This window comes from Ignavibacteriales bacterium (assembly GCA_026390575.1).
GTDB lineage: Bacteria > Bacteroidota > Ignavibacteria > UBA10030 > UBA10030 > Fen-1298.
Genome location: JAPLFR010000008.1, coordinates 419998 through 444927 on the forward strand (window position 1 = coordinate 419998; position 24930 = coordinate 444927).

Consider the following 24930-nt stretch of genomic DNA (forward strand, 5'->3'; position numbering starts at 1 on the left):
AAAGACGGATTGAACCGTAATTCTCTCTCAAATACGCATACGTTTCCTTCAAGTTGCTGGAATGTTAATAATTCTTTCAGATGGAAGTTGAGAAGAAACTGAATGAGTTCGATTACCATGTGAACATAGTAAGTCTTTCTCGTCATTCTTCGTTCGTCCTGTTCGTACAGACGCTATTCTGGCTTCATTTGCGGGAAGAATATAACATCTCTGATTGAGTCTTGATTTGTCAATAACATAGTCAACCGATCAATACCGATACCCAGACCTGTTGTTGGCGGCATACCATATTCAAGAGCGCGGAGAAAATCTTCATCCAGTACTTGTGCTTCTTCGTCTCCGCGCGCACGAAGTTTCATCTGTTCTTCAAATCGAGCGCGCTGGTCAATCGGATCATTGAGCTCAGAAAACGCATTGCATAACTCCTTCCCATTGACAATTGCTTCAAAGCGCTCAACTAATCCAGGTTCTGACCTGTGTTTCTTCGCGAGCGGAGACATCTCAAGAGGATAATCTGTAATGAATGTCGGTTGAATTAAATATGGCTCAACCTTCTCGCCAAATATTTCATCAATAATACCGCCAGCGCCTATGCTTGGTTCTACCACGATGTGCAGCTCGTTTGCAATTGCCCGGAGCTCCTCCTCGTTCTTTCCTCGTAGATCTTTACCGGTGTGTTCTTTAATAGCATCAAACATAGTAATTCGCTTCCAAGGCGGAGTAAAATTAATTTCGTGATTTCCTAATTTCGCAACAGAGACTCCGTTCAGTGCAATCGCTATACTTGACACAAGTTCTTCCACTAAATTCATCATCCATCGATAGTCGTGGTACGCAACATAGAGTTCCATCATCGTGAACTCCGGATTGTGCGTTTTATCCATCCCTTCATTGCGGAAGTCTTTAGATATTTCATACACGCCATCGTACCCGCCGACAATCAACCGTTTCAGATAGAGTTCATCTGCGATCCGCATATACAGTTTCATATCCAACGCATTATGGTGCGTCATAAACGGTCTCGCAGATGCACCGCCATACATCGGCTGTAGAACGGGTGTTTCCACTTCCAAATACCCACGCTCATCTAAAAATTTCCGAATGGTGCTTATCAGCTTCGATCGCTTTATAAATACTTGTCTTACATCCCGATTAACGGCAAGATCAAGGTATCTCTGACGATAGCGTAATTCTTTGTCGGAAAAGGGATCATAGATCGTCTTGTTTCCTTGTTCATCCACTTTTTCTTTTGCAATGGGCAGCGGTCTTAATGATTTTGAAAGAAGAGTAAGTTCTGATCCGTGAACAGAAACTTCTCCCATCTTCGTGCGAAAAACAAAGCCTTGAACACCAATGATATCACCGATGTCCATAAGCTTAAAGGCATCATACGATGTACCTATATCATCACGTCGTAAATAAACCTGGATGCGTCCTTGCGAATCTTGAATATGGCAAAACGACGCTTTACCCATCCGGCGGATGGACATAATTCTGCCGGCAATTGAAACCGTACGCCGCGGTGCATCGTCTAAAAATTGATGAATGATTTCCTTGGAATAGGCATCACGCGTAAATTCATACGGATATGGATTTATACCAAGCTTCGTGAGTTGTTCTAATTCTTCCTGCCGGCGCAGCATCAGGACATTAATATCTTCATGTTCCGGTTCAGATGATTGAGTTTTCTTGTCTTCAGCCATTGTCAATTCCGATAATCAAAAGTGTTCAGTGTCATTTTCTTTATGTTTCATAAAAAATTAAGTCGATCAAGAGTACCTCGTCTATTTAATACAATCCATTCAAATAACGGATCTACCGGTTCAGATCTAACTTTCTCTCTCCCTGAAGAATCGTATCCATTTCTTGCATTGACGATCAAAGCATCATTGTGTGAATTTGTGAAAGTCTACGTGCTCCCTCAGATCTTCTGTCACTGTCTGTAATACATATGAATCCCCTTCGGTTATGTTATGGTCCCAAATAGACCATTCTACACCATCGTATTTATGCTTCACTGCTTGAAACAGTGTATAATCATCCAAACATGTTTTTTCACATTCACACAACGTATAATATTGATTTTGACATTCTAAATTTATTATTAAAAAATCTTTTCGATACTTTCTTAAGTATGTTTATTCAAAACGACATAACCTCCTAACAATTAAGGCGATTAGGAGATTTACATTGAGTATCATCAAGCTCGTTTTGTATCAACCAGCCAATATTAACCACCTCATATAAATCAAGAAGTAATGGATTCCCGGCAAACGCAGAGAGAGACATATAAAGTGAATTTGCATGACCAACCAGACCCAATGGGAGCATCTGCCAAAGTGAATGAACTGTTTTTAATAACCAATCAATAAAACGAGAAGAAGATGCTCCAAGATCTCCAGAACCAAATGGCCCTGGCAATAGTGTGGGATGCAGAAGAATTCCGCTGCTACGAGTAAATCTCATCAATTTCTTTTCTGCTAGTAGAGCCGGCAAGTTTTTTTAAGTAGTTGATTTCGCTTCTGTTGAGAAATCTCCAATTTCCACGAGGAATCCCGAGCGGCGTAAGTCCAGCAAATGAGACGCGGTCAAGTTGCCGAACATCATACCCGATAACTTCGAACATTCTTCGAATCTCACGGTTCCTTCCTTCACGGAGAGTAAGAAGCACCTTCTTTCGTTTAGAACCATCGATAAGTTCAGCAGACTGTGCCTTTGCTAGACCATCTTCAAGCCGGACACCTTTGCGCAGTTTCTTCAAATCTTCATCACTTACTTGACGATCAAGCGTCACGCGATATAATTTTTCAATTTCGAATTTCGGGTGGATTAATGCATTTGCCAAATCGCCATCATTTGTAAAGAGCAGCACACCTGTTGTATTTCTATCTAATCTCCCAACTGGATAAATGCGTTGTTTGACATGGACATATTTCATAACTGTGGTGCGTCCCTTTTCATCACTCATCGTCGTAATAGTATCTTTTGGTTTGTTGAAGATAATATAGACGAGCTTCTCTTCGAGGTTCACCAATTCGTCTTGAACAGAAACTTTATCCTTCCCTACGCGCACCTGAACGCCTAATTCTTTTACTAATTTGTTATTGACTTTCACCGCGCCTGAAAGAATTAATTCATCATTCTTTCTGCGAGAGCCAATTCCAGCCATTGCAAGATATCGATTCAAGCGAACAGTTTCTTGATGTACCTCTGTATCTTTTCTTTCCATACCTTCCAACGTTTTTGCGTCTGCCCCTTTGGGGTTTGAGGCTTTCCTGCTTCCAAAGTGCTTTGGCCGTCGTCTTGATTTAATTCTTCTGTCGTTGATGAGATTTCTCCATTTTGTATTTCTATCTCCGATGTTCTTTCTGATTCAATACTGATGTTTGTTGTCTCAGATGCTAATTCGATTTTTTCATTTTCTCCTATTTGAATGACCGATTGATTCTCTGTAGCTCCATTCGGAAGATCTTCTTGTAATGAATCGATCGATACTTCTTGCATTTTTTCATCTGCGACGTCGTCATCCGTTACCTTCTTTTCTAGTGGAGAATTTTCCGGGATAAACTCAATCTTTTCTTGTCCCGCTTCTTCCAATATTTTTCGTTCTTCAAGAGGCATGATCCTGATTTCGCGTGTTCTCTTGTGTGGAACGATTTCAACACCTTTTTCGTCAAGTTCTGGTTTCTTTTTGGGAATGTGCGGTAAGCGTGATTTAAAGTCCTCTTGATCCTTTCGCGCCTGTTCAGCTCCAGCTTGGGCTTCCAACATTCTGCGTTCTGTCTCAAATTGACTTTCCCCAAGAATTTCTTCAATCTCTCTTGGCCGAGGCAAATCCGTGATGTCGTTCAATCCAAAATGTTTTAGAAATTCTCTTGTTGTTCCGTATAAAAGCGGACGTCCGACACTTTCAGCCCGTCCTGTTACGGCCAGCAATTCCTTTTCCAGCAAAGTTTTAAGGACATAATCGCAATTCACACCACGAATTCTTTCAACCTCTGCTTTTGTAATCGGCTGTTTATAGGCAATGATTGCCAACGTTTCAACACCGGATTGTGAAAGCTTCCTGCGTCCTTGTTCCTTGTAAAGCTTGCCAAGCCATTCAGCATATTCTGTCGATGTTGCGAATTGATATCCACCGGCAATCTGCACGATACGATACGGCCGATCTTGCTTCGAATATTCTTTATTCAGATCAGCTATGATTTGTCGTATGGTTTCCGGTTCTACGTGCTTGGATTCATCATTCCGTACGTTCTCACCTTGATAGATAGAACGTATCTGGTTAACAGAAAGCGGTTCCTGCGCGGCAAAAATGAGTGCCTCAACCAATGCTTTGAACGTCGTCGGAATTTTCAGCTCAGTTTTTTCTATGGTTGTCTGTTCTTCTGTCACATCACGTTTCTCATAATCGAAAGATCACCGAATGGCTGTAATTGTCTGATAATGATTTTCTTTGTCCGTATAACCTCTAACAAGGCAAGAAATGTTACGACAATACGAATGCGTTCTGTAAAGTCTTTGACTAAATCGTAGAAAGTCGCTTCAGAACGACGGGAAAAATATTCTTCAATATAAGCAATCTGTTCTTCGACAGTCACATTGATTTTTTCAATTTCATGGACGAATGTTTTCGGCATTCGGTCAATTGCAAATTTGAATGATGCAATCAAATCGAAGAATGTCACATCACGGATCATATCTTCGCCTGTCTCTTCTTCTACGACATGTTCATCGGCAGAATGATATCCACGATAGTTCACTTTCATTTGTTCTTCTTCGCGATTCTTCATCTGTAAAGACATTTCCTTGAAGCGCTTATATTCCACCAAACGTTGCACTAAGTTTGCACGCGGATCAAGTTCTTCTTCTTCACCTTGCTCCGGCGGTAAAAGCATTTTTACTTTTATCTGCATCAACTCAGCAGCCATGACTAAAAATTCACCGGCGATTTCGAGGTCAAACTGCTGCAAGAAATGCATGTAATCTAAAAATTCCTTCGTGATGCTCGCAATCGGAATGTCATAGATATCCAGCTCATCGCGCTTGATGAAGAACAATAGAAGATCCAGGGGACCTTCAAAATCATTGAGTTTTATTGTGTACAAATAGGTATCAGCTATCAGTTGTCAGTAATCAGTTTATTTATGCCAATACTTTTTTTCTCGCATCAGTAATAAATTGTTTGAATCTATTATCATTCTGCCTTTTACTTTCTACTTGTTTACCCCAGGTTCATCGCTTCATGAACTTCAGCCATCGTCTGCTTGGCAACCGATTTCGCACGCTGTTCGCCATCGGCAAGAATATTCTTGACGTCATCCATATGTGCTTCAAAATATGATCTCTTTTCAAAACTTGGTGCAAGCGTTTCTATAATTTTTTTGGCACAGTTCATTTTGCAGTCAAAACATCCGAGCTTTCCACTTTCACAACCGGCACGAATCTCCGGCACTTCTGCGGGATTAAATTTATTGTGATAGGCAAAAACCAAACATATATCGGGATGCCCAGGATCACCTTTACGGACTTTTTGTGTATCAGTGACAGCTGTCTTTAACTTTTTCATTATAGCTTCGGGTGAATCTGAAAGAAGAATTGTATTGCCAACTGACTTGCTCATTCTTTTTCCATCGAGACCCGGCAAACGAGCGAACTTTGTAATTTTTCCTTCCGGTTCAGGGAAAACCGCGGCATATTGTGTATTGAACCGTCTTGCAAGCTCACGGGTAATTTCAATGTGAGGCAATTGGTCTTCACCGACAGGTACTACTTCGCCTTTGTAAAGCAAAATATCTGCAGCTTGCAGAACGGGATAGCCGAGATGACCATAGACGATGCTGTCTATTTCAAGATCGCGAACTTGTTCCTTCAACGTTGGATTTCGTTCAAGACGTGACGTCGTAATAAGCATGGAAAATAGGAGATGCAGTTCAGAGTGCTCTTTGATTTGCGATTGACGAAACATTGGGCTTTGCACTGGATCAAGTCCGGCAGCAAGCCAATCTATCAGCATATTGATAGAGTTATCATAAATATCCGATGTATCCGGATTTGTTGTCAATGCGTGATAATCGGCAATGAGATGGAAATTCTGATATTCACCTTGCATGGCTACCCAATTTTCCAACGCACCTGTAAGATGGCCCAGGTGCAATTTCCCTGTGGGACGCATACCGCTGAGAATTATTTTTTTCTTTTGACTCAAGAGAATACGTGACCCCTTTCGGTGGAACATTCATAGTATTCAGTTATCAGATATCAGTAGTCAGGAATATGTAAAACTATTCTCGCTGGAAGCTGAAAACTGATAGCTGACTACTGATAACTAGTTCATAAACAAATACGGTTTCCAATGGTCATCCACCGTGCCAACAAAATGCCGAATAAACATTACGTGATTGGGACGAATCGGTTTGCGTAGGAGTTTCATGTCTGCTTCATGCAACGTTCGGTCACCTTTCTTGTTATTGCATGAAACGCATGCCGCAACAAGATTTTCCCAAGTATCTGGACCGCCCTTTGCTTTCGGAATAATATGATCTACAGTAAGCATTGATTCAGTTTTCCCGCAATATTGACATAAATGTCCATCACGGCGTAATATGTTTTTGTGGGAGAGGACTATTTTCTTATAGGGTAGACGAATATAGACGGAGAGGCGAACGATGCTTGGAAAAGGCATCGACGTATAGACAGAACGCAATTTTCTACCATCGCACGCTGCAATCAATTCTGCTTTGCCTAAATACAGAAGAATGATCGCTTTCTTTACGTTACAAATGCTTAACGGCTCATAGTCATGGTTGAGTACAAGCACTTTTCGGCTCAATTTTCCGTCTGCGCCGACGGTTCGTTCAAAGACACTGAAGACCTATGCACCTCCTTTTATACAATTAAGTTTTTAACTTAAAAATTTCTTGCCGGATACCATTGAGTCCATTGAAAATATACCATAATCCATAGCCAGAGTCAAGATTTGAAAAGAAATGAGACTGTACGTGTTGTTATGCAGTAAGAATATTCTATTAAGAAATTCCAAGCAATCCCAATAACCAATTCCTATTACTTGTTGAAATCCTAAGAAACCTTAGAATTTGTATCAGCAGTATGGAAAAAACAAAGCTGCCCGATAATATAAAACATCGGACAGCTTTTTAAGTAATTGCAAAGAGCTTTTTTAGTTTTTACTGAACGTTCGCATGAGTAGCCGAAAGCCAACCGACGAAGTGGTTTTGACTGCAATTTTCAGGTCTGTTTTGAGTTAACACATAGGTTCGTGTTTGTGGGGCAGCCATTCCTAAATCACTATAACGAGTTAATATTATTTCGTATGGAGCGCTGTGCCTTTGTGAACCAGAACTAGATTGGTAGTTAGGTGTTCCTGTCCCCATTAAACATTTCACATAACTCTCCGAACACAAAAGCAAGCGAGGGCTTGAAGTTCCATTTGTTCTGGTCCAAAGACCGTCATCACCTTGCTGATGGGCTATCTCTGCACCTTGTGCCATTCCAATAAGACAATATTGTGAATGTTCAAAATCACGGGTAAGCTCAGGCACATCACCGTTTGCGCTGATCTCATCAATTTGATTTTGCATCCTGGTATAACCCGTATTATAAATTGCTACACTATCAAAAAAAACCCCCGTAGCCATAATTGATAAGGCTTGTGAAATATGCCAGTTTGGTGCACTGGCTGAAGGACCTAAAACAGTATGATATTGCTTGTCCACAAAGGAAAGAAATTGCCCAACGTCATCGGCCGACCATCCTGCTGCGCCATTATTATAGAATCTGATAATTTCGGCACCCGCTATCCATATAGGCAATGCCCATGAAGATTCTAATGTTTGTTGATTATTCGAATACACGACCAAACCTGTAAATGTATATGACCAAGCGTTGTATATCTGTATTGCCTTATCTTTATAAGCAGGATTTCCGGTGACGACCCACTTAATGGTATGGATATATGCTGCATGTGCATCATCCCGATATGCATCTTCCGAGGGACTAGAGCCCGATGGAACGCCATCTACTATTGCAAATGGGGTTGGTGTAAAACTTAAACTACCACGGCCATCGTTCGCTAATATCTGATACCCGGCTACCAAAGGATGACTGCCTCCAGCATTCACTGTTGATTTAATGAAATCAAGATCAGCCTGGCTATTAAAAATTCCCGGATGCCTCAGATTGTAAGTTGGTGGTACGGTTTTATTAGTATCTGTGTTTGTCGAACTCGTAGAAGCACTTTTTTTACATCCGAAGATCACTAACGCTGCAAAGGCTGTGATTGATATTACTTTCCAAAAAGAGTTTATCATTTTTCTTCTTTGTTCCTAATTTTAGTCTATGAGTTCTTCGACTCATATTAAAATATTATGAGTGTATTGTATCCCTTTTCAAAAAAGAATGCAAATGAATTGAGGTTGACCAAAAAGTATCGAAAACATGGTAGTCGAAGACTTTAGTCTTCGTTTATTATCTGAAAACGAAACCTGATGGTTTCGACTACCGTTAATTTTACACTTTTTGGTCAGCCACATCACTGTGAAAAACATTTCATCTTAATGAATCAAGATTCGGGGTATTTAAACCGAATTGAAATTTTGTACTCAATAGGGTAGATTGGATTAAGCATTCCAAAGGTTTCCAGCGATTAACCAAAGTGAATCTTCGGAAGTTCGTACTTAATTACATTTGTGTCTTTTACTTATCTCTTTCATTGAATCGCCGCCAAACTTTTCTAAGAATGCATTTGCCAAAACTGGAGCGATCACTGCTTCGCCAATGACCGATGCAGCCGGCACAGCACATACATCGGAGCGCTCATATCTAGATTCAACTAATTTATTCGTTGCTAGATCAACAGCTTTCAATGGTTTAGCAAGCGTGGCAATCGGTTTCATTGCAGCACGGAGAACGATCCTCTCTCCATTCGTTACACTTCCCTCAAGTCCGCCGGCGCGATTAGTTGTACGTACAATTTTATCGCCTTTCAATGTGAACTCATCATGGACCTGAGAACCAAATCTTGTAGCATTTGCAAATCCATCTCCAATCTCAACACCTTTAACCGCTTGAATCGACATCAGAACTTGAGCAAGTTGAGCATCCAGCTTTCTATCATAATGCACATAACTTCCTAATCCTATTGGAACGCCCGTAACGATAATTTCGAATATTCCGCCAAGCGTATCACCTGCTTTCTTTACTTTCTTGATCAGTGATATTGCTTTCGTTCCTAACGATGTGTCAAGCATACGCACCTCGGATTTATCCGCTTCTTCCGCCAATTTATATGCCGCTCGCGGTGCAAGGCTGATGAGCTTCGTAATCGTATGATCGATTTTTATTCTATTCTTCACCATTGCTGAACCAATACTCAAGACATGACTGCCGATGAAAATGCCATTGTCTTCCAAAAATTTCCTGATGATGGTACAAAGTGCCACGCGCATCGCTGTTTCTCGCGCGCTTGCTCGATCGATCACATTACGTAGATCATCAAATCCGTATTTCACTGCACCGGCATAATCAGCATGACCGGGACGAGGAATTGTAATCTTCTCGATTCCTGCTCCATTACTATCGACGGACATCCTCTCTGTCCAATTCTGCCAGTCTTTATTCTGAATAATTAAAGCAATCGGAGAACCGATCGTTTTGCCAAAGCGTACGCCGGAGAGAATCTCAACATGATCCGTCTCTATTTTCATCCTGCCGCCGCGGCCGTATCCTTGCTGCCGCCGCTTCAATTGGTGGTTAATGTATTCAACAGAAATCTCGACACCTGCCGGCATTCCTTCCAAAATACCAACGAGCACTTTGCCATGCGATTCTCCTGCAGTTAGATAGCGGATCATAGGTTTACTCTCATGTTAAATAATATTGATGGAAAGACGAACTGGATTTCGCTTTTTCACGTATTCAATAAAACAAAATTTCGAGGGAGATTCAATCGACCGGCAAACAAAAAGCGCGACCAATATGCTCAGCCGCGCTCTTTGTTTATAGTTGTGAATTGCTCTTTGACGTTTATTTGGGCATTTCAATAGGGACAAAGCGCATTTTCTTGTCTTCGCCCTTTACCCGCAGCATCACAGCATCGCCCGCCTTCAGTTTCTTAATCGATTTTTCAAATTGGTCAGGTGTTGAGATTTTTTGATCTCCAATATCCGTTACGATATCACCCTTCCGCAATCCGCGTTCTTGTGCAGGGCTAAGATCTTCGATATCAGAAACCAATACGCCCTTCTCCACCTCATAGCGCTTTTTTATTTTTGTATCGATTGCTTTTACAGTGACACCAATTTCCTTCACATCAATAGATTTTTCTAGCTCGACGTCAGACTCAACTTCGTCTTTTTCACTATTTGCATTCTCTGCCACTGCTTCATCTTTTTCATCGCGTGAACCAAGCGTAACTTTTTTCGTAATTTGCTTTTTATTCCGCCAGATCTGAAGTGTCACATCTTCTCCCGGGTGCTTTGTCGCGATAGCTGTTTGCAGAGTTTGCACTGAATTCACTTCTTTTCCATCGACTGAAAGAATAATATCTCCGTCTTCAAGGCCTGCTTTATCGCCTGCAGCGTCTTTTGTGACTGATTCAACCCAGACTCCTTTTTTCTTATCAAGTCCTGCTGCTTTCGCATAGACTGCATCGACATCTTTAATTTGTACGCCAAGAAATCCACGACGAAATTTTCCAAATTTGATAATGTCGGTGGCAACCCGTTTAGCAAGATTCAAGGGAATTGCAAAACTGTATCCTTGGTACCGCGCGTTTGTTGTCGCGATCGCCGTATTAATACCAACAACTTCTCCATTGATGTTCACAAGAGGCCCGCCGCTGTTGCCAGGATTAACAGCCGCATCTGTCTGAATAAAATTCTCTATCCCATACCCATCTTGTTGGTTGATACCAATGGTTCTTCCGAGAGCGCTGACAATTCCCTGTGTCATTGTCGATTTCAATCCTAAGGGTGCGCCAATTGCGAAAACGATGTGTCCAACCTCAACATCATCTGAATTTCCAAGGGCCGCAGCCGGCAGATTGTCTGCTTCAATCTTGATCACGGCAAGATCTGTATACTTGTCTGTCCCAATGAGTTTTGCTTTGAATTCTCTCGTATCAGAAAGCTGAACTTTTATTCCGTTCTTCTTTGCATTTGCAACAACATGATTGTTGGTAAGAATATATCCGTTTGATGTGATAATCACACCCGATCCTGCACCGACTTCCGGTCCGCGTTTCGGCATTTCAAATTTAAAATCAGGGCCAAAGAATCGATGGAAAAATTGACCTGGATCTTGCTGAGAATCTGGCTCTGATTCTCCGCTCATTTCAACTTGCACATACACGACTGAAGGCGTCATCGTTTTACCGACATCGTGAAATGCATCATTTAATGCCTGCAATGTTGAATTCGGTTTGATGGGAGCCTGCTGAGCGCCAAGTTTGACGTCTTCCCCTGCAAACGAGAAATCGACGCCTTTGAAACTTGATACCAACACTACTCCAAAAATAATTCCCAAACTAATAAGAAAGACAGCCGCTAGTACTGATTTGGTTGACATACTACTTCCTCCAATTAAATTACAGCTTTATTATATTGATGAAATAATTCAGTCGATTTCAAAGGCTTTAGTCCTTCAAAGTGATATCGTAAATATAGACGTAATAACTCATCGATTTGGTTCCCGACCTGCATATCAAACTCGAGGTTGCCGAGACTGCTCATCTGTGCATTCAATAATCGGCGCACAATCTGCAACCCCTGTGCTGAAATAGAAACAAATGCGACACTCTCATTACGCATGCTCATGAAAGAATCGTTTGGCATACAGCATCTATTACAAAATACTGCACCGCGAGCCACTTGAAATGCGAACTGCTTTTCACCATTGCCCATGATAAGAGAATTCCCACATTCATTGCAAACTTCAAAGTTCGGTGCATATCCGAACAATGAGGCCAGACGTAATCGGAATGCATGTAAATATGACGAGTAATTTTTAGAACTGGAATTTAGTGCGCTCAATGTTTCAACGAGCAATGCAAAGAGCGCAGGATTGCGTTCTTCTTCATGTGTCACTTGATTCATGAGTTCAATCACTGATAACGCTGTGGTCATTCGATCTAAATCTTCTGTGAGATTTTTAAACGAATCGATGGCATCACATTGTGAAATCAGGTGAAGATCGCGATGTTCCTTTTTATAAATAACAAGCATCGAACGTGACATTGGTTCCAATGACGAACCGAATTTATTCTTAGCAGTTCGTGCCCCCTTGGCAATCCCTTTCAGTTTTCCGTACTCCTGTGAATAGAACGTGACAATCTTGCTCGTGTCACGGTATTTCATGGATTTCAGGACTATGGCTTCGGTCTTAATCAGCATGCATGGTTGATGATGAGGGATCTGGCATAAGGGATTGGAGTTTATGAATCGAATCGGAATATGGCGGATAGAGAATTCCTTGATCTGTAACGATCGCCATTAGTAATTCATTCGGTGTGACATCAAATGCTGGAGAATAAACTGCTACACCTTCCGGTGCTATTCGTTTACCGAATATTTCCGTGACTTCTCTTCCATCGCGTTCTTCAATAGGAATATCGTCACCGGTCTTCATCGTGAAATCAATTGACGAAATTGGTGCGGCAACATAAAATGGTATTCCGTGATGTTTCGCCGCCACCGCAATAGTATACGTTCCTACCTTATTCGCAACGTCACCATTCATTGCTATGCGATCTGCACCAACAATAACCACATCAATGATTCCTTGCTTCATGAGAACCGCTGCGGTATTATCAACAATTAATGTTGCAGGAATGTTTGCTAGTTTCATTTCCCATGCCGTGAGCCGTGCACCTTGCAAAAGCGGCCGTGTTTCATCCATATAGACGCACTTGAGTTTCCCATCTTCCCATGCCTTTGTAATAATACCAACCGCGGTCCCGCGTCCTCCGGTGGCAAGAGCACCTGCATTACAATGAGTAAGAATGGAGCAGGATTGCGGAAGAAGTCCAACACCAAAGGAACTAATGCGCTCGCACATTTCAAAATCTTCATGATGGATGAAAAGCGCTTCATCGAGTAGGTGTTTTTGTAAGTCAGCGACGGAATTTGTCCGCCATGCGTCCAGTACACGGCGCTGTCGTTTCAAAGCCCAGAAGAGATTAACCGCAGTTGGACGCGTAGAAGCAAGGAGATCTATTGTAGATTGAAGATACGTTCGTATTTCGTCGGCGTCGTATTTTTCTAATCGAAGACTTGCAAGAGCGACACCATATGCCGCGGCAATACCAATCAGCGGTGCACCGCGGATTGCAAGATGCCTCATCGCTTCGGCTATGACGGCAACATCATCCGTTTTAATAAAAACTTCCTCAAGAGGAAGTTTTGTTTGGTCAAGAAACCGGATATTGCCGTTTACCCATTCTAACGGCTTCATCGCAATCACTTCTCATCAAATCGTGATAAATCCATAAAAGAATGGAATCGGTCATGAATTTTGAGATAACTCAAGTCACGCAGACTATCCAGACTAAATTTTTCTACGCAGAATGAAGCTAATGCACTGCCATAGACTATGGCGCGTTTGAGGTTTTCAGAAGACATATCGTCAGTACGAGCAAGCCAGCCAATGAAACCACCGGCAAAGGCATCTCCCGCTCCCGTCGGATCGAAAATAGTTTCCAGCGGATATGCCGGCGCTGAGAAGATTGTCTCCTCCGTGACAAGCATTGCACCGTGTTCGCCTTTTTTGATTATAATGATTCGCGGTCCCATCTTGATGATTTTTTTTGCCGCTTTTATAAGATTCGGTTCTTGTGTCAGTAAGCGTGCTTCAGAATCATTGACAATGATGACATCCATAAATTTCATTGTTTCTATTAATTCTTTTAATTTCGTATTAATCCAATAATTCATGGTATCACCGACAACGAGACGCGGTTTCTTGATTTGATTCAATACCTGCAATTGAAGCACTGGATCAATATTGCCTAGACAGACGTACGAAGAAGATTTGAATCTTTCAGGAATTTTCGGATCGAATTTTTTAAACACATTAAGATCCGTAAAAAGTGTATCACGAACATTGAGGTCGTAATGGTACTTTCCGCCCCATTGAAAGGTTTTCCCATGTTCGATGATTTGCAATCCATCCAAATCTATTTGCCGCGACTCCATGAATTTGATATGCTCCTTTGGAAAGTCTCCGCCGACCACACCAACCAGGCGTATCGGCACAGTGAAGTAGCTTGCCGCAACAGAAATGTACACTGCTGATCCGCCCAGCGCTTTTTTTACACTTCCAAAAGGTGTCTCGACAGTATCAAGTGCAACAGAGCCGACAACTAATAAACTCACGATTGTATCCTTTCGATGTTAGAATGGTGTAATTTCTACTAATTGGGCGGTTTCTTTATTCCCGATTATAAATTCATTTACAATATCCATAGAACGTCTTTGGCCAGGCCACACGAGTCTTTTTCTTGCATCTTCAAATCGCAACCATTCGAAGCGTTGATGTTCTGAGGATAAGTGCAGTGCTGAAGACGAATTGAACTCAACGGCAAACACTGGGACCAATTGAATCGTATCCTTTGCACGATCAAAATATGTATCTACATAAGGGATGGTCCAACAACGCTTAGGATGTACCCCTGTTTCTTCCTTCAGCTCGCGTATCGCTGCTTTTAATGCACTTTCATTCTTTTTCATCGTTCCGGTTACAATCTGCCAGAGTCCGGGGTAAAGCTTTTCTTCTTGAGCACGCTGGAGAACAAGAAAATGCGTTTCTGTCTTATGCACTCTAAAAACGCACACTTCCACAATTTGATTTACAATGCTTGCCAGATAAACTCTTTCTTCTATTGCAAAAAAGATAAATCAATTTTAGTTGAATTCAAATTGCAGGATTTGTTGGATGTACAATTAATCTCGTACTGACTGATTTCTCCAATTTGCCAGAAATATACCGCAAGCGATTCCGACATTGAGCGATTCTGCTTTACCGAAACGCGGAATACTTAAGACTTCATCAACTTGCTGAAGAATATCCGGGTTTACACCATGCGCCTCACTTCCTAGAATAAGAACTGATTTCTTCTGTGGTGAAGTAAAATTGAACGGTTTGCCATCAAGAGCAGTTGCAATGAGTTTGAAACTTTCGGATTTAAGATGAGAGAGCGTTGTTTGTAAATCAATTTTCTCGAACACGTTCAAATGAAAAATAGAACCTGCAGTTGCACGGACTACTTTCTCATTGTAGAGTGAAACACTTCCTTCGCCTAAAAGAACCGCATCAACACCGAACCAATCGCACGTGCGAAGTATGGTTCCCAAATTTCCCGGATCACTTACATTGTCGCACGCAACAATATATTTTGCAAAACGAAGACATTGTATATCGAATGTCTCAGTGTGTTGGTGTACAAGAGCAACAATTCCTTGAGAATGTACTTCATCAGAAATTTGCTTTAGCTGCACTTCCTTCAATTCTTTTATCGGAATACTGCGGTTTTTTGCAAGTGCAAGTACTGATTGGTGCTCGGAATTTTGACCTGCTTCGGGCTTCACGGCAATCAGTTCAATGGAGAAATTTGACTCCAATGCATCTCGGAGCGGACGCCAGCCCTCAAGAAGAAATTTACGTTCGGTATCCCGATACTTCTTTTGCTGAAGTGAACGAAGATATTTTACTTCGGCTTGAGTTATATTCATAATTGGAATATAGAGAAAAAGGCAAGGAGAAACAAAATATGATACGTAACCTTGTCAAAGTTCCAAACCTTTGACAAGGTTAAATTAGACCTTTTACCTCCATTCTTTTTTCGTCCATTTCATACCATCACTTTCTAATATGATTGCTCCTAATTTATCAGTTCGCTGTATATCAATTAAATTCGCTTTCATCCGCCAAAGAGTGAATGGTGATGGATGGCGGAATTTATTATGATTTCCGACGGAGATCAGAACTGTCTGAGGACGAACAAGTTTTAGAAACTCTTCACTTGTACTGCTGATGCTCCCATGATGACCGGCTTTTAGAATATCGCTTGAAAGAAATGCACCATATTTGGGAATTATTCTATGTTCAACAGCTACTTCCGCATCTCCAACAAGCATTAACGATGAATTGCCATAAACGATTTTTAACACTATGGAAGAATTATTCATGTTCCTTTCTGCAATGTGATTCGAATCAGGATGGAGAACGTACACGCGCGCATTTGAATCTATTTGAATCTGATTTCCCGCTTGTACCGTCTTTATTCCTGAGTGTCTCGCTTCCGCAATTTCTAATACATCTTTTACTTGATGATTTGCTGCGGCAGGAGATGCCATAATTATCGTATCAATTTGTAGCAACTTGAGAACTGATCCTGCTCCTCCCATGTGGTCACTGTGTGAATGAGTAATTAGTAAATAATCGAGCTTTGAAATTCCATTTCGTTTTAAGAATGGCACAATGGTACGCTCGCCTGCATCGAATTTCTGAGACAATGGACCGGCATCGATCAACATCCGTTTAGTATTTGGGAATTCAATTAAAATGGCATCGCCCTGTCCGACATCAAGAACTGTCGCAGTACACTTGGGATGCGCCAGAGATACGATATTCGAATAGAGAACATAATTACTAAACGCTAGAACCATAATGAGCAGCCATGCACGGACGCGCGGCAAATTCAAATTGAAGATACCGATCACCAAGATATAATATCCGACAACAAACACAGCTGTGAAATGCCACGCTTCTAAATATGCAAATGGAGCACTCGACGCTTGTTTAACGAATCCAAGCAAAAACCAAACTAAAAAATCATTTACCGATGCATATAATTTTGCAATCCACGGACTCATCGGATAAGATATAATCTCCGCGGCTCCGATGAATGTATTGATTCCACTTATTGGCACGACTGGAATATTCGCGACTAAGGAAATAATGGATACGTGGCCAAAATAGTACGCAGTGAAAGGCACCGTTCCCAACTGAGCAGCAAGTGAAACAGCGAACAATTTCAGCACAGCATCAACAGCTTTGATTTCTTCAAATCGTTCTGGAATTTTCTTGATAAGCGACTCAAGGCGAGGATAGAAATACACAATAGAGATCACTGCTGCAAATGATAGCTGAAAGCCGACATCGAACAACGTATTGGTGTTCCAAAAAAGAAGAATAAGCGCGGCAACACTAATTGAATTGTAAATGTCTGCTTTTCTTTCAAATAACGTTCCACAGAGAAGAACGATCGCCATAATCGTTGCACGGACAACTGAGGCGCTTGATCCTGTGATCAACATATACACGATGAGTCCCAGAATTGTCGCGGCGATAACTGCTATCCGCGGCAACCGAAAGAAACCAAGAACAGAAAAGAAAATGAGTGCGACGAACGCAACATTCGAACCGGATACTGCCAAAATATGAATCGTGCCCGTATCCAAGAACGATTGTTTTACATCGGATGGGATATCGGCGCGGTAACCAAATATGATTCCTTTTAAGAAACTTGCATGACGTGGAGTATGAAGACGATCAATGATGCGATACAACGCTTGTTGCACTGAATATATCCAAGCTTGAAAGGAATTTCCATCCCCTTCTCCACGAATTCGCACATTATCTAATCCTTTGATAGTGACAATACCTTGAATATCGTTCAGTGCAAGATATTTTCCGTAATCAAATTCCCCCGGATTTCGCTGAAACGGAAACGGCTCCAGTATTCCATGCACTTCGATTTTTTTTCCAAATTTAATTTCTTCTGTAGAGCGGTCTGTTTTTTCATATCTCAGCATGATCATGAGTCTGCGTGAATCCCGATCAATCTTTCCTTGTCGGATAATGCTGTCTGTGCGAACGACGCAACTCATTCGACGTTCCTGCTGGGCAGGTTCGGAATCAATTGCACCAAAGAGCATCACAGGCTCATCGGTGCTATGTGGTTCAAGTTCTCTCGAATTAAAATTTGATTGTTGGAAGGTTTGAAGGAACATACCAAGCAGTATAACTGCACATTGGAGAACTATCTCAGCAAATACTATCCATGTATCTTTCCAGAATAATATCGCAGAGATAAAAACAGTAATAACAGTAAGGGCGAACAAATAGAGAGGAGGGGATGAAATCCAGGTCGCAAGAATAATTCCGGCGGAGAAAATAAGAACCAACCGCAGTGCTGGACGGCTCTGGAACATAAATACGCTCACGAATCAAGAAAGAGTCTGACGATTGCAGGTGTAATGTGCGTAAGATTTTTTATTCGCTTTGCTATTTTATGACAATGCTTGCCTGCAAGAATACACGGCACCCTATTGCGCGTGTGTGATTTGGTAGAAAGATCTTCAATGTTCCCATGGTCACTGACAATCATGAGTAATGTGTTTCTGGGATCAAACGATTGTAAAAAACCCGACAGAAATTCATCGAGACGTTCCAGCACTTCCACCGCGAACGCCATCTTTTGACTGTGACCGGCATGATCGGTCAACCAGTACTCGAATAGTGTAAAATCATACCGTGCCGCGATGTGCGCAAGATGCTTGCCTGCTGTTTCAGGTGTGATCAATGAGATTTCAGGGTGTCCAAGTTCCGGCCATTGTGTGCGAATAAAGTCTGCAGAAATTCCTTCATCTCGCTGAAGATCTTGGGCTGTGAGTAACGGAACACCAGCAAGATGACATGCGAGTGTTGTCGCTGTAAGACGTCTGGTGCCGGATTCTGTGTAATCGAAAAAGCGCTGAGGAAAAGCATTGGTGAACACCACTGACTTACCTTTTGCCTTCAATCGATAAAAGATATTTTTCTCTGCAATGACCTGACGAAGAATCGATGGTGGGTAGGGTCCAAAATGCCTGCCAAATTTCTTCGCTCCATTGACACCTGTGAACATTGCAGTTTGGCCGGTTCCACTTTGCGGCAAACCGGCTACACCAAGCGTCGCATTAATTGCAAGTACTTCAGCTTGATCTGTTGATTTTTTTTTAAATGGGAGAAACGGTAGTTCTCCTCCGCACAGTGTTGTCAACGTTGGCATCCGTGCACGAAGGAATGGATTCACATCCGCATCTTTCTTTCCGACGCCGACACCATCGAGAAAGAGCAGAACGACATGGAAATTCGAATTTTGGGTTTCACTCCCCAACGTCAGACTTCCCTTCTCACTATTGATTCTTGCTTTCTACCATCAACGTTACTGGCCCATCATTGACAAGTTCGACATCCATCATTGCGCGAAAAACACCGGAATCAACGTGTTGTTCGCCTAACTGTTTTTGTAAATGCCTGATGAAATGATCGTAGAGAGTTTCGGCAATCTGCGGAGATGCAGCATCAGTATAACTTGGCCGATTCCCTTTTTGAGTGTCGCCGTAAAGCGTGAACTGCGAAACCACCATCACTGCGCCCTTTACATCCTTGACGGAAAGATTCATCTTCCTTGCTTCATCTTCAAAAATGCGAAGTGACGAACAACGCTCCGCAAGATATTCCGCATCGGACTCTCTATCGCCGTTCTTGATACCAAGGAGGATAAGAATTCCATTTTCGATTGAACTATGTAACGTTCCGTCGATTGTTACTGAACAGTGCTTTACTCGCTGAACTATTGCACGCATGATTGGTAATTAGCTTTTGTGAGAAGAAACGACTCGTTGAAATAGAATATTCTCTTTACTACTTCAGATAATAATTACGCTGATGGAAGATCCGCAATCAATTTAGACTTATCAAATTCGACGGCAATCCAGCCCAAATTCCGGATACAACACGCGGTACTCCCTGTAAATCATTTGCAATTTGAAGTTGCTCTACTCCAGCACTTTTCAATTCATGTGCAACCTTTTCTGCTTGGTGAAAACCAACTTCAAAGAGAATACCGCCGCCGGGTTTGAGAATATCAGGAATAATTCCAATGAGGCGATGGTAGAATTGAAATCCATCCTTGCCGTCGGTCACCGCTACTGAAGGTTCGAAATCCCGCACTTCCGCATGCAATTGTTCCCACTCGTCTTTCGGAACATAAGGAGGATTACTCACAAGAAGATCAAATCGTTCTCGGAATAATTCTTCTGATCGATCAAATACATCGATGAGAGAAAATTGAATCTGTGAATCAACGGAGTGCAGTCGCGCATTCTTCTCGGCAACAATCAATGCTTCTTGACTAATGTCGATTGCTGTAACGTACGCATGCTTGATATACTTTGCGAGTGATACTGCAATATTTCCGCTTCCCGTTCCAACTTCTAGCACATGGATCTGTGCATCGCCGGAATAACGCTGGCATAATAACATTGCTTGTTCAATGAGGGTTTCTGTTTCGGGGCGCGGGATGAGCACACGTGCATCGACGGCAAAGTGAAGTCCCATAAAACTTGTTGAACCGATAATATATTGCACCGGCTCTCGCTTTAATCGTCGTTCAAACAATGTGCGAAATTGCTTCAGTTCTCCGGGTGTGAGTGGTTTATCAAAATGGAGATAAAGTTGAATTCGCTGCAGGTCTAACGCATGTGCAAGAAGGAGTTCGACGTTGAGACGGGCATCCTCGAATCCTTTACGTTGAAGGTGCTCTATCGCAGATTTCATTAATTCACGAACAGTCCATACTCGCGTCTTATCTTCTGGCATACCGACTTATTTCTTGCTCCGTTTGTGCGCCTTCGATTTTCGGTTTTTGACTGGCTTCGCTCGTTTTATTGATTTAGCTTTTTGATGAGAAGTTTTTTTCTTCCCGGATTTTTTAACTAAGTTTTTCGATACGCTCACTGATTTTGTATTGGCGGAAATATTATTTGAGTTACCTGTCTGGCCCACAAACGCTCTTCGCCGAATACTTCCTACTTCCTCTTCATCCTCATTGATCACAGTTTCAACAATTCGTCTGCTTCGCAACTTCACACGGTCCTCTGAAAAGAAACCAAGATGTTCCATCTCCGAATCTTCTATTTCCACATCCGGCAAGATTTCTTCATCCTCCTGAATTTTAATCTGCGCAGGTACAATTTGGAAACGGTTGTCGCCTTCAAGCATCGCGCTAAAATCCGACAAGGATGCAACTTCGAATCCCTTCGTCTTGGAACGTTTAGCGATCTCTTCCCACACTTGACGAACCGGCGCCAAAGGTTCTTGGCGAACACTGAGAATCAACTCAGCTTCATTTAAACATCTCTCGTACACAGCTGACTCCTTGAATAAGTATAAAGTAAAAATATTTCCTATGAAAAATGTAAAGTTATTTCGAGGAAAGCGCAAGCTTCTCTGCACGCGGATTTGGTGTACGCACCAAGACAACAATGCCACTCAGACCAACAACCAACGAGAACAAAAAGACAATATTGTAACCATAGGTTGCGGACAATAATCCGGCGAATGGTGTAATAAGGTAGAACGGGGCAAACCAGGCATTCATCAGCCCTACATACATGGGTCGTTCTCCATCCGGTGCGCATTCAACCGCAAAATTGTACCGCATCGCTGTTTCAGCACCAACATTTATACCAAAGAAAAGAAAAACAAAATAAAACCAGGTTACAGATTGCGCCAACCATGCAGTTGCAATTGCCAGCAATAGACTTGCCCCGCAGACAACCAAGGCACTCTTCGTTCCTCTTGCATCGGCAAGCCAACCTAAAAACACGCCACTCATAATCTGTCCAATAATCATCAGAATTGTGAATATACCAACCACATATTCAGAAAGATCAAACCGTTTCATAGCTGCAATAGTGAAGAATGCAGCTGATGAAAAACTGATTGTGAGTAAGGCGGAGGCAATTAAAAATTTTCTAAAGAAGCGATTGCCAGCGACAATTGAACATACACGAGCAAAGAGATCTGCTAGACGTACTGGAGCTGAAACAGGAGAAGGCAACTCTTCGACAACTTTATGCTGTGCCGCCAATGAACTTGTTTGAAATAGAAACGCAAGTCCGATTGCTGAAGCATAATTATATGGAAAACGGAGCATCGTGAGTAGTGCTGTTAAGATAAAGCCGTTGAGCAAAGCAAGTAAAGCAGCGAGAGATACTCGCCAGCCCATTATTTTTCCTCTTCTTTCTGGCGATGTTGTCTTTGCTAAAAAGTCCATCCAGATAGGAGAAATTGAACCTGATGTCGCTTGATTAGAAATATATAATAGAAACAGTAACGTTAGGGAAAGTGTCGGCGCAGAAGCTCCCCATCCTGCAATAACACAAGCAAGCAGAAGAATATGCAAACGTTGAATGAATCCATATTTAATGACTGTCGATTTGCGATATTGCGATGCACCAGAATAGTTTGCCGCAATAACTTGCGGCATAAAGTAGGCAAGATACACTACGACGGGCCAAGTGCCGATAAGAACATCGCTGCCGCCCAACCGCTTAATCAGAGCAGGCATCATCGTCTGTACTGGAATGAGAGCTCCCGTACTGATATAGAGTGCCCCTTCCACGATGTGGTAGCGCTCATTTCTCGTTTGCAGAACGTGCAAATTCATAGTCTCTCTGCATAATAAAAAAGGTCACGCTCGGTGACCTTTTCCATTCGACATCGTTGAGCGTGCTTCTGCTACTTTTGCATTTTTTCGGCAAACAGCTGAGCAACTTTTTCAATATCATAGCCGACTTTTGGCAGATAGATACCGCCATGTTTTTCTACCATCGATTTCAATGTATCATATGCGTCGGCACTGCAAAAAAAAGTTGGCGTTGTCCGATTCGGACCTTCTTTCTTTGCTAATTGAAGAAGTGCGATACCCGGAAGATGCCCTTTGAGATTGTTATCTTTAAAATCATTATCGAGGATTATCAAATTGAAAACTTCAGATTTTATCTTCGCCCATGTTTCCACACTCGTAGCCGTCTCAATAATTTCAATCTCGTCTCCTAAGATGGCGGTGACAACTTCAAGCGCAAAACCATGAGATTTGCGCTGTCCTTCGTCGTCATCAGCTACAAGAACTTTATACGGCATAAGATTATTATCTCGATCAAAAATACTTTGTTGTTATAGTTTTTATACTACAAACTTTTCAGTGAAAAAACAATAACCCTTTGCATTCATTCACTCTTAAGACAAGAATGGCTATTCTCATCGCGTATACACAACTTTTCCCCCAAGCACAGTGGATTCCACCTGGATTGACGGTATCTCCATAGCAGGGCAACGGAATATATCCTTTGAAATAACGATAAAGTCTGCAAGTTTTCCTCGTTCAAGCGATCCTTTTAGAGTTTCCTCACATGCAGCGTATGCAGCCCATGTTGTGAAACCATGAACTGCTTCTTCCCGTGTCATTTTCTCTGATGCGTACCATCCATCAACAAACGCCGTTGTATCAGAATATTCACCGGCAACAGGTTGGAAATATTCGCGCATATCATTAACATTCTTCGGTATACCATGTTGATCCTGCCGAGTACACGCAGCATAAATGCCAAAGAATGGATTTGGGCTTTCAACGGGAAAATCTGAACCGGCTGGAATAACAACACCTGTGTTCAACAACGATCGCCAAGCATATGCACCACGAATCCGTTGTGGCCCGAGCCGTGCTTCAGCCCAATACATATCCGATGTACAATGAGTCGGCTGCATGCTCGGAAGAACACCGAGCTGTTTGAAGCGAGGAATATCTTCCGACGAGAGCACCTGTGCATGCTCGACCCGCAATCTTGCAGAGGGCATGTGATGCTTTTTTAATGCCAATTCGTACACATCGAGGATAATATGGTTTGCTCTATCGCCAATTGCATGCGTGCAGACTTGAAAACCATGATCCAGCGATTCATCCACTAATTTTTGTAATTCCTCTTCCGAAAGCATCGTCAGTCCGCGATTGGTTGGATCATCAGAATATGGTTCGATCAGTGCGGCTCCCCGAGAACCCAATGCACCATCGACATATATTTTTAATGCGCGAATAGTAAGTTTGTTCTTTCCGTAACCGATAAGCTTTCCTTCCCTTGTCATTGCATCCCATAACTCGCCTGGACCATCAACTGCAGCGTACACGCGAAGAGGAAATTTATTTTCATCGATCATTTTCTTGTATAATGCAACTTGCTTTGCATCTACTCCCATTTCTTGAACCGACGTCAGTCCTACTGAAGTACATTCTTCCGTCGCAAGCCGAATCGCTTCCCGCATTTCCTCATCGTTTGGCGCCGGCACGAATTTGTAGATCAATTCCATTGCTGCATCGATAAAAACTCCCGTTGGTTCTCCACTGGCATCGCGCACAATTTTACCTCCGGGTACATCAGTCGTTTGTCTATTCACACCGGCGATTTCTAATGCGCGTTTGTTCACCCAGCAGGCATGTCCGTCCACTCGAACGAGATAGACAGGATTGTCTGGCGCAATTCTATCCAATAATGTCCGAGTCGGGAACGATTTCATCTGCCATTCATTTTGATCCCAGCCACGTCCTCGAATCCATTGTCCCGGGTTCGAAACAGCTACTCTCTGTGCAATTTTCTCTGCCGCTTCTGTCTCAGAATGCGATCCAAGGAGATCAACCGTCATTCGAGCAAGACCAAGACCGAACAGATGACAATGTGCATCAATGAGTCCGGGCAACACGGTTTTTCCGCCCAGATTGATTATTTTCTTTGCTCTAAATTTCCGTTGAATGAACTCGTTTGTTCCTACTCCAACGATCTTATCATTTGATGTCGCCAATGCTTCTGCGATGGTACTGTTTGCGTCCATCGTATAGATGTTGCAGTTGATGTAAACAGTGTCCGCGCGTTCAGGCATATACCGGTTGAGGAAAGCAACGATGACAACTCCTGCGATCACAAACAAGATAAACCACTTGAGCTGATGCGGCATGGTAATTCCTAACGGTTAGAGGATGAGTCATTCCAAGAAAGTCGTTGTGATTGTGAAAATAGACATTTCAGCATA

General features: G+C 42.3%; 23 protein-coding genes. All 23 read right to left on the reverse strand.

The features are described 5' to 3' along the window. Positions 1–173 precede the first annotated feature (173 nt). Complete coding sequence (lysS, locus tag NTX44_08025) at positions 174–1703, reverse strand: lysine--tRNA ligase (GenBank protein MCX6121554.1); 1530 nt, start codon at positions 1701–1703, stop codon at positions 174–176. A gap of 457 nt (positions 1704–2160) precedes the next feature. Continuing rightward, positions 2161–2466, reverse strand: coding sequence for a 4-alpha-glucanotransferase (locus tag NTX44_08030; GenBank protein ID MCX6121555.1), 306 nt, complete (start codon positions 2464–2466; stop codon positions 2161–2163). Continuing rightward, positions 2450–3187 carry a pseudouridine synthase gene (locus tag NTX44_08035; protein MCX6121556.1) on the reverse strand — a complete coding sequence of 246 codons (738 nt, stop codon included), beginning with the start codon at positions 3185–3187 and terminating at the stop codon, positions 2450–2452. The genes NTX44_08030 and NTX44_08035 overlap by 17 nt, the downstream gene beginning before the upstream one ends. Continuing rightward, entirely contained in the window at positions 3184–4395 is a 1212-nt protein-coding gene (gene scpB, locus NTX44_08040; GenBank protein MCX6121557.1) for an SMC-Scp complex subunit ScpB, read from the reverse strand. Before scpB ends, NTX44_08035 begins: the two co-directional genes overlap by 4 nt. Then, positions 4392–5108: a segregation/condensation protein A gene (locus tag NTX44_08045; protein ID MCX6121558.1), complete on the reverse strand. Its 717-nt coding sequence runs from the start codon at positions 5106–5108 to the stop codon at positions 4392–4394. The genes scpB and NTX44_08045 overlap by 4 nt, the downstream gene beginning before the upstream one ends. A 116-nt stretch (positions 5109–5224) precedes the next feature. Continuing rightward, positions 5225–6238, reverse strand: coding sequence for a tryptophan--tRNA ligase (trpS, locus tag NTX44_08050; GenBank protein MCX6121559.1), 1014 nt, complete (start codon positions 6236–6238; stop codon positions 5225–5227). Between the two features lie 90 nt (positions 6239–6328). Further along, positions 6329–6820, reverse strand: coding sequence for an HNH endonuclease (locus NTX44_08055; GenBank protein ID MCX6121560.1), 492 nt, complete (start codon positions 6818–6820; stop codon positions 6329–6331). Between the two features lie 367 nt (positions 6821–7187). Beyond that, positions 7188–8330, reverse strand: a complete 1143-nt coding sequence (locus tag NTX44_08060) for an alginate lyase family protein (GenBank protein MCX6121561.1) — start codon at positions 8328–8330, stop codon at positions 7188–7190. 366 nt (positions 8331–8696) lie between these two features. Next, positions 8697–9872 carry a chorismate synthase gene (aroC, locus tag NTX44_08065; GenBank protein MCX6121562.1) on the reverse strand — a complete coding sequence of 392 codons (1176 nt, stop codon included), beginning with the start codon at positions 9870–9872 and terminating at the stop codon, positions 8697–8699. Positions 9873–10044: 172 nt separating this feature from the next. Further along, positions 10045–11586 (reverse strand): trypsin-like peptidase domain-containing protein, encoded by a 1542-nt coding sequence (locus tag NTX44_08070; GenBank protein MCX6121563.1) that lies wholly within the window; start codon positions 11584–11586, stop codon positions 10045–10047. Positions 11587–11600: 14 nt separating this feature from the next. Continuing rightward, a complete protein-coding gene (gene recO, locus NTX44_08075) occupies positions 11601–12374 on the reverse strand; it encodes a DNA repair protein RecO (protein MCX6121564.1) in 774 nt (257 codons plus the stop codon). 25 nt (positions 12375–12399) lie between these two features. Beyond that, entirely contained in the window at positions 12400–13470 is a 1071-nt protein-coding gene (gene mtnA, locus NTX44_08080) for an S-methyl-5-thioribose-1-phosphate isomerase (GenBank protein MCX6121565.1), read from the reverse strand. A 5-nt stretch (positions 13471–13475) separates the two neighbouring features. Next, complete coding sequence (locus NTX44_08085) at positions 13476–14390, reverse strand: PfkB family carbohydrate kinase (protein MCX6121566.1); 915 nt, start codon at positions 14388–14390, stop codon at positions 13476–13478. 18 nt (positions 14391–14408) lie between these two features. After that, positions 14409–14849 (reverse strand): NUDIX domain-containing protein, encoded by a 441-nt coding sequence (locus tag NTX44_08090; GenBank protein MCX6121567.1) that lies wholly within the window; start codon positions 14847–14849, stop codon positions 14409–14411. 108 nt (positions 14850–14957) lie between these two features. Continuing rightward, positions 14958–15746 carry an RNA methyltransferase gene (locus NTX44_08095; protein ID MCX6121568.1) on the reverse strand — a complete coding sequence of 263 codons (789 nt, stop codon included), beginning with the start codon at positions 15744–15746 and terminating at the stop codon, positions 14958–14960. 93 nt (positions 15747–15839) lie between these two features. Beyond that, positions 15840–18230, reverse strand: a complete 2391-nt coding sequence (locus tag NTX44_08100) for a DNA internalization-related competence protein ComEC/Rec2 (protein MCX6121569.1) — start codon at positions 18228–18230, stop codon at positions 15840–15842. A gap of 8 nt (positions 18231–18238) precedes the next feature. Then, entirely contained in the window at positions 18239–19177 is a 939-nt protein-coding gene (locus NTX44_08105; GenBank protein MCX6121570.1) for an alkaline phosphatase family protein, read from the reverse strand. 19 nt (positions 19178–19196) lie between these two features. Next, a complete protein-coding gene (gene dtd / locus NTX44_08110; protein MCX6121571.1) occupies positions 19197–19649 on the reverse strand; it encodes a D-aminoacyl-tRNA deacylase in 453 nt (150 codons plus the stop codon). A 97-nt stretch (positions 19650–19746) separates the two neighbouring features. After that, positions 19747–20664: a peptide chain release factor N(5)-glutamine methyltransferase gene (gene prmC / locus NTX44_08115; protein MCX6121572.1), complete on the reverse strand. Its 918-nt coding sequence runs from the start codon at positions 20662–20664 to the stop codon at positions 19747–19749. Between the two features lie 6 nt (positions 20665–20670). Further along, positions 20671–21213: a hypothetical protein gene (locus NTX44_08120; GenBank protein MCX6121573.1), complete on the reverse strand. Its 543-nt coding sequence runs from the start codon at positions 21211–21213 to the stop codon at positions 20671–20673. A 55-nt stretch (positions 21214–21268) separates the two neighbouring features. Further along, positions 21269–22516 (reverse strand): MFS transporter, encoded by a 1248-nt coding sequence (locus NTX44_08125; protein ID MCX6121574.1) that lies wholly within the window; start codon positions 22514–22516, stop codon positions 21269–21271. A gap of 71 nt (positions 22517–22587) precedes the next feature. Continuing rightward, on the reverse strand, positions 22588–22992 hold the full coding sequence (locus NTX44_08130) for a hypothetical protein (protein MCX6121575.1): 405 nt from the start codon (positions 22990–22992) through the stop codon (positions 22588–22590). 117 nt (positions 22993–23109) lie between these two features. Further along, positions 23110–24855 (reverse strand): amidohydrolase, encoded by a 1746-nt coding sequence (locus NTX44_08135; protein ID MCX6121576.1) that lies wholly within the window; start codon positions 24853–24855, stop codon positions 23110–23112. Positions 24856–24930: the final 75 nt, after the last annotated feature.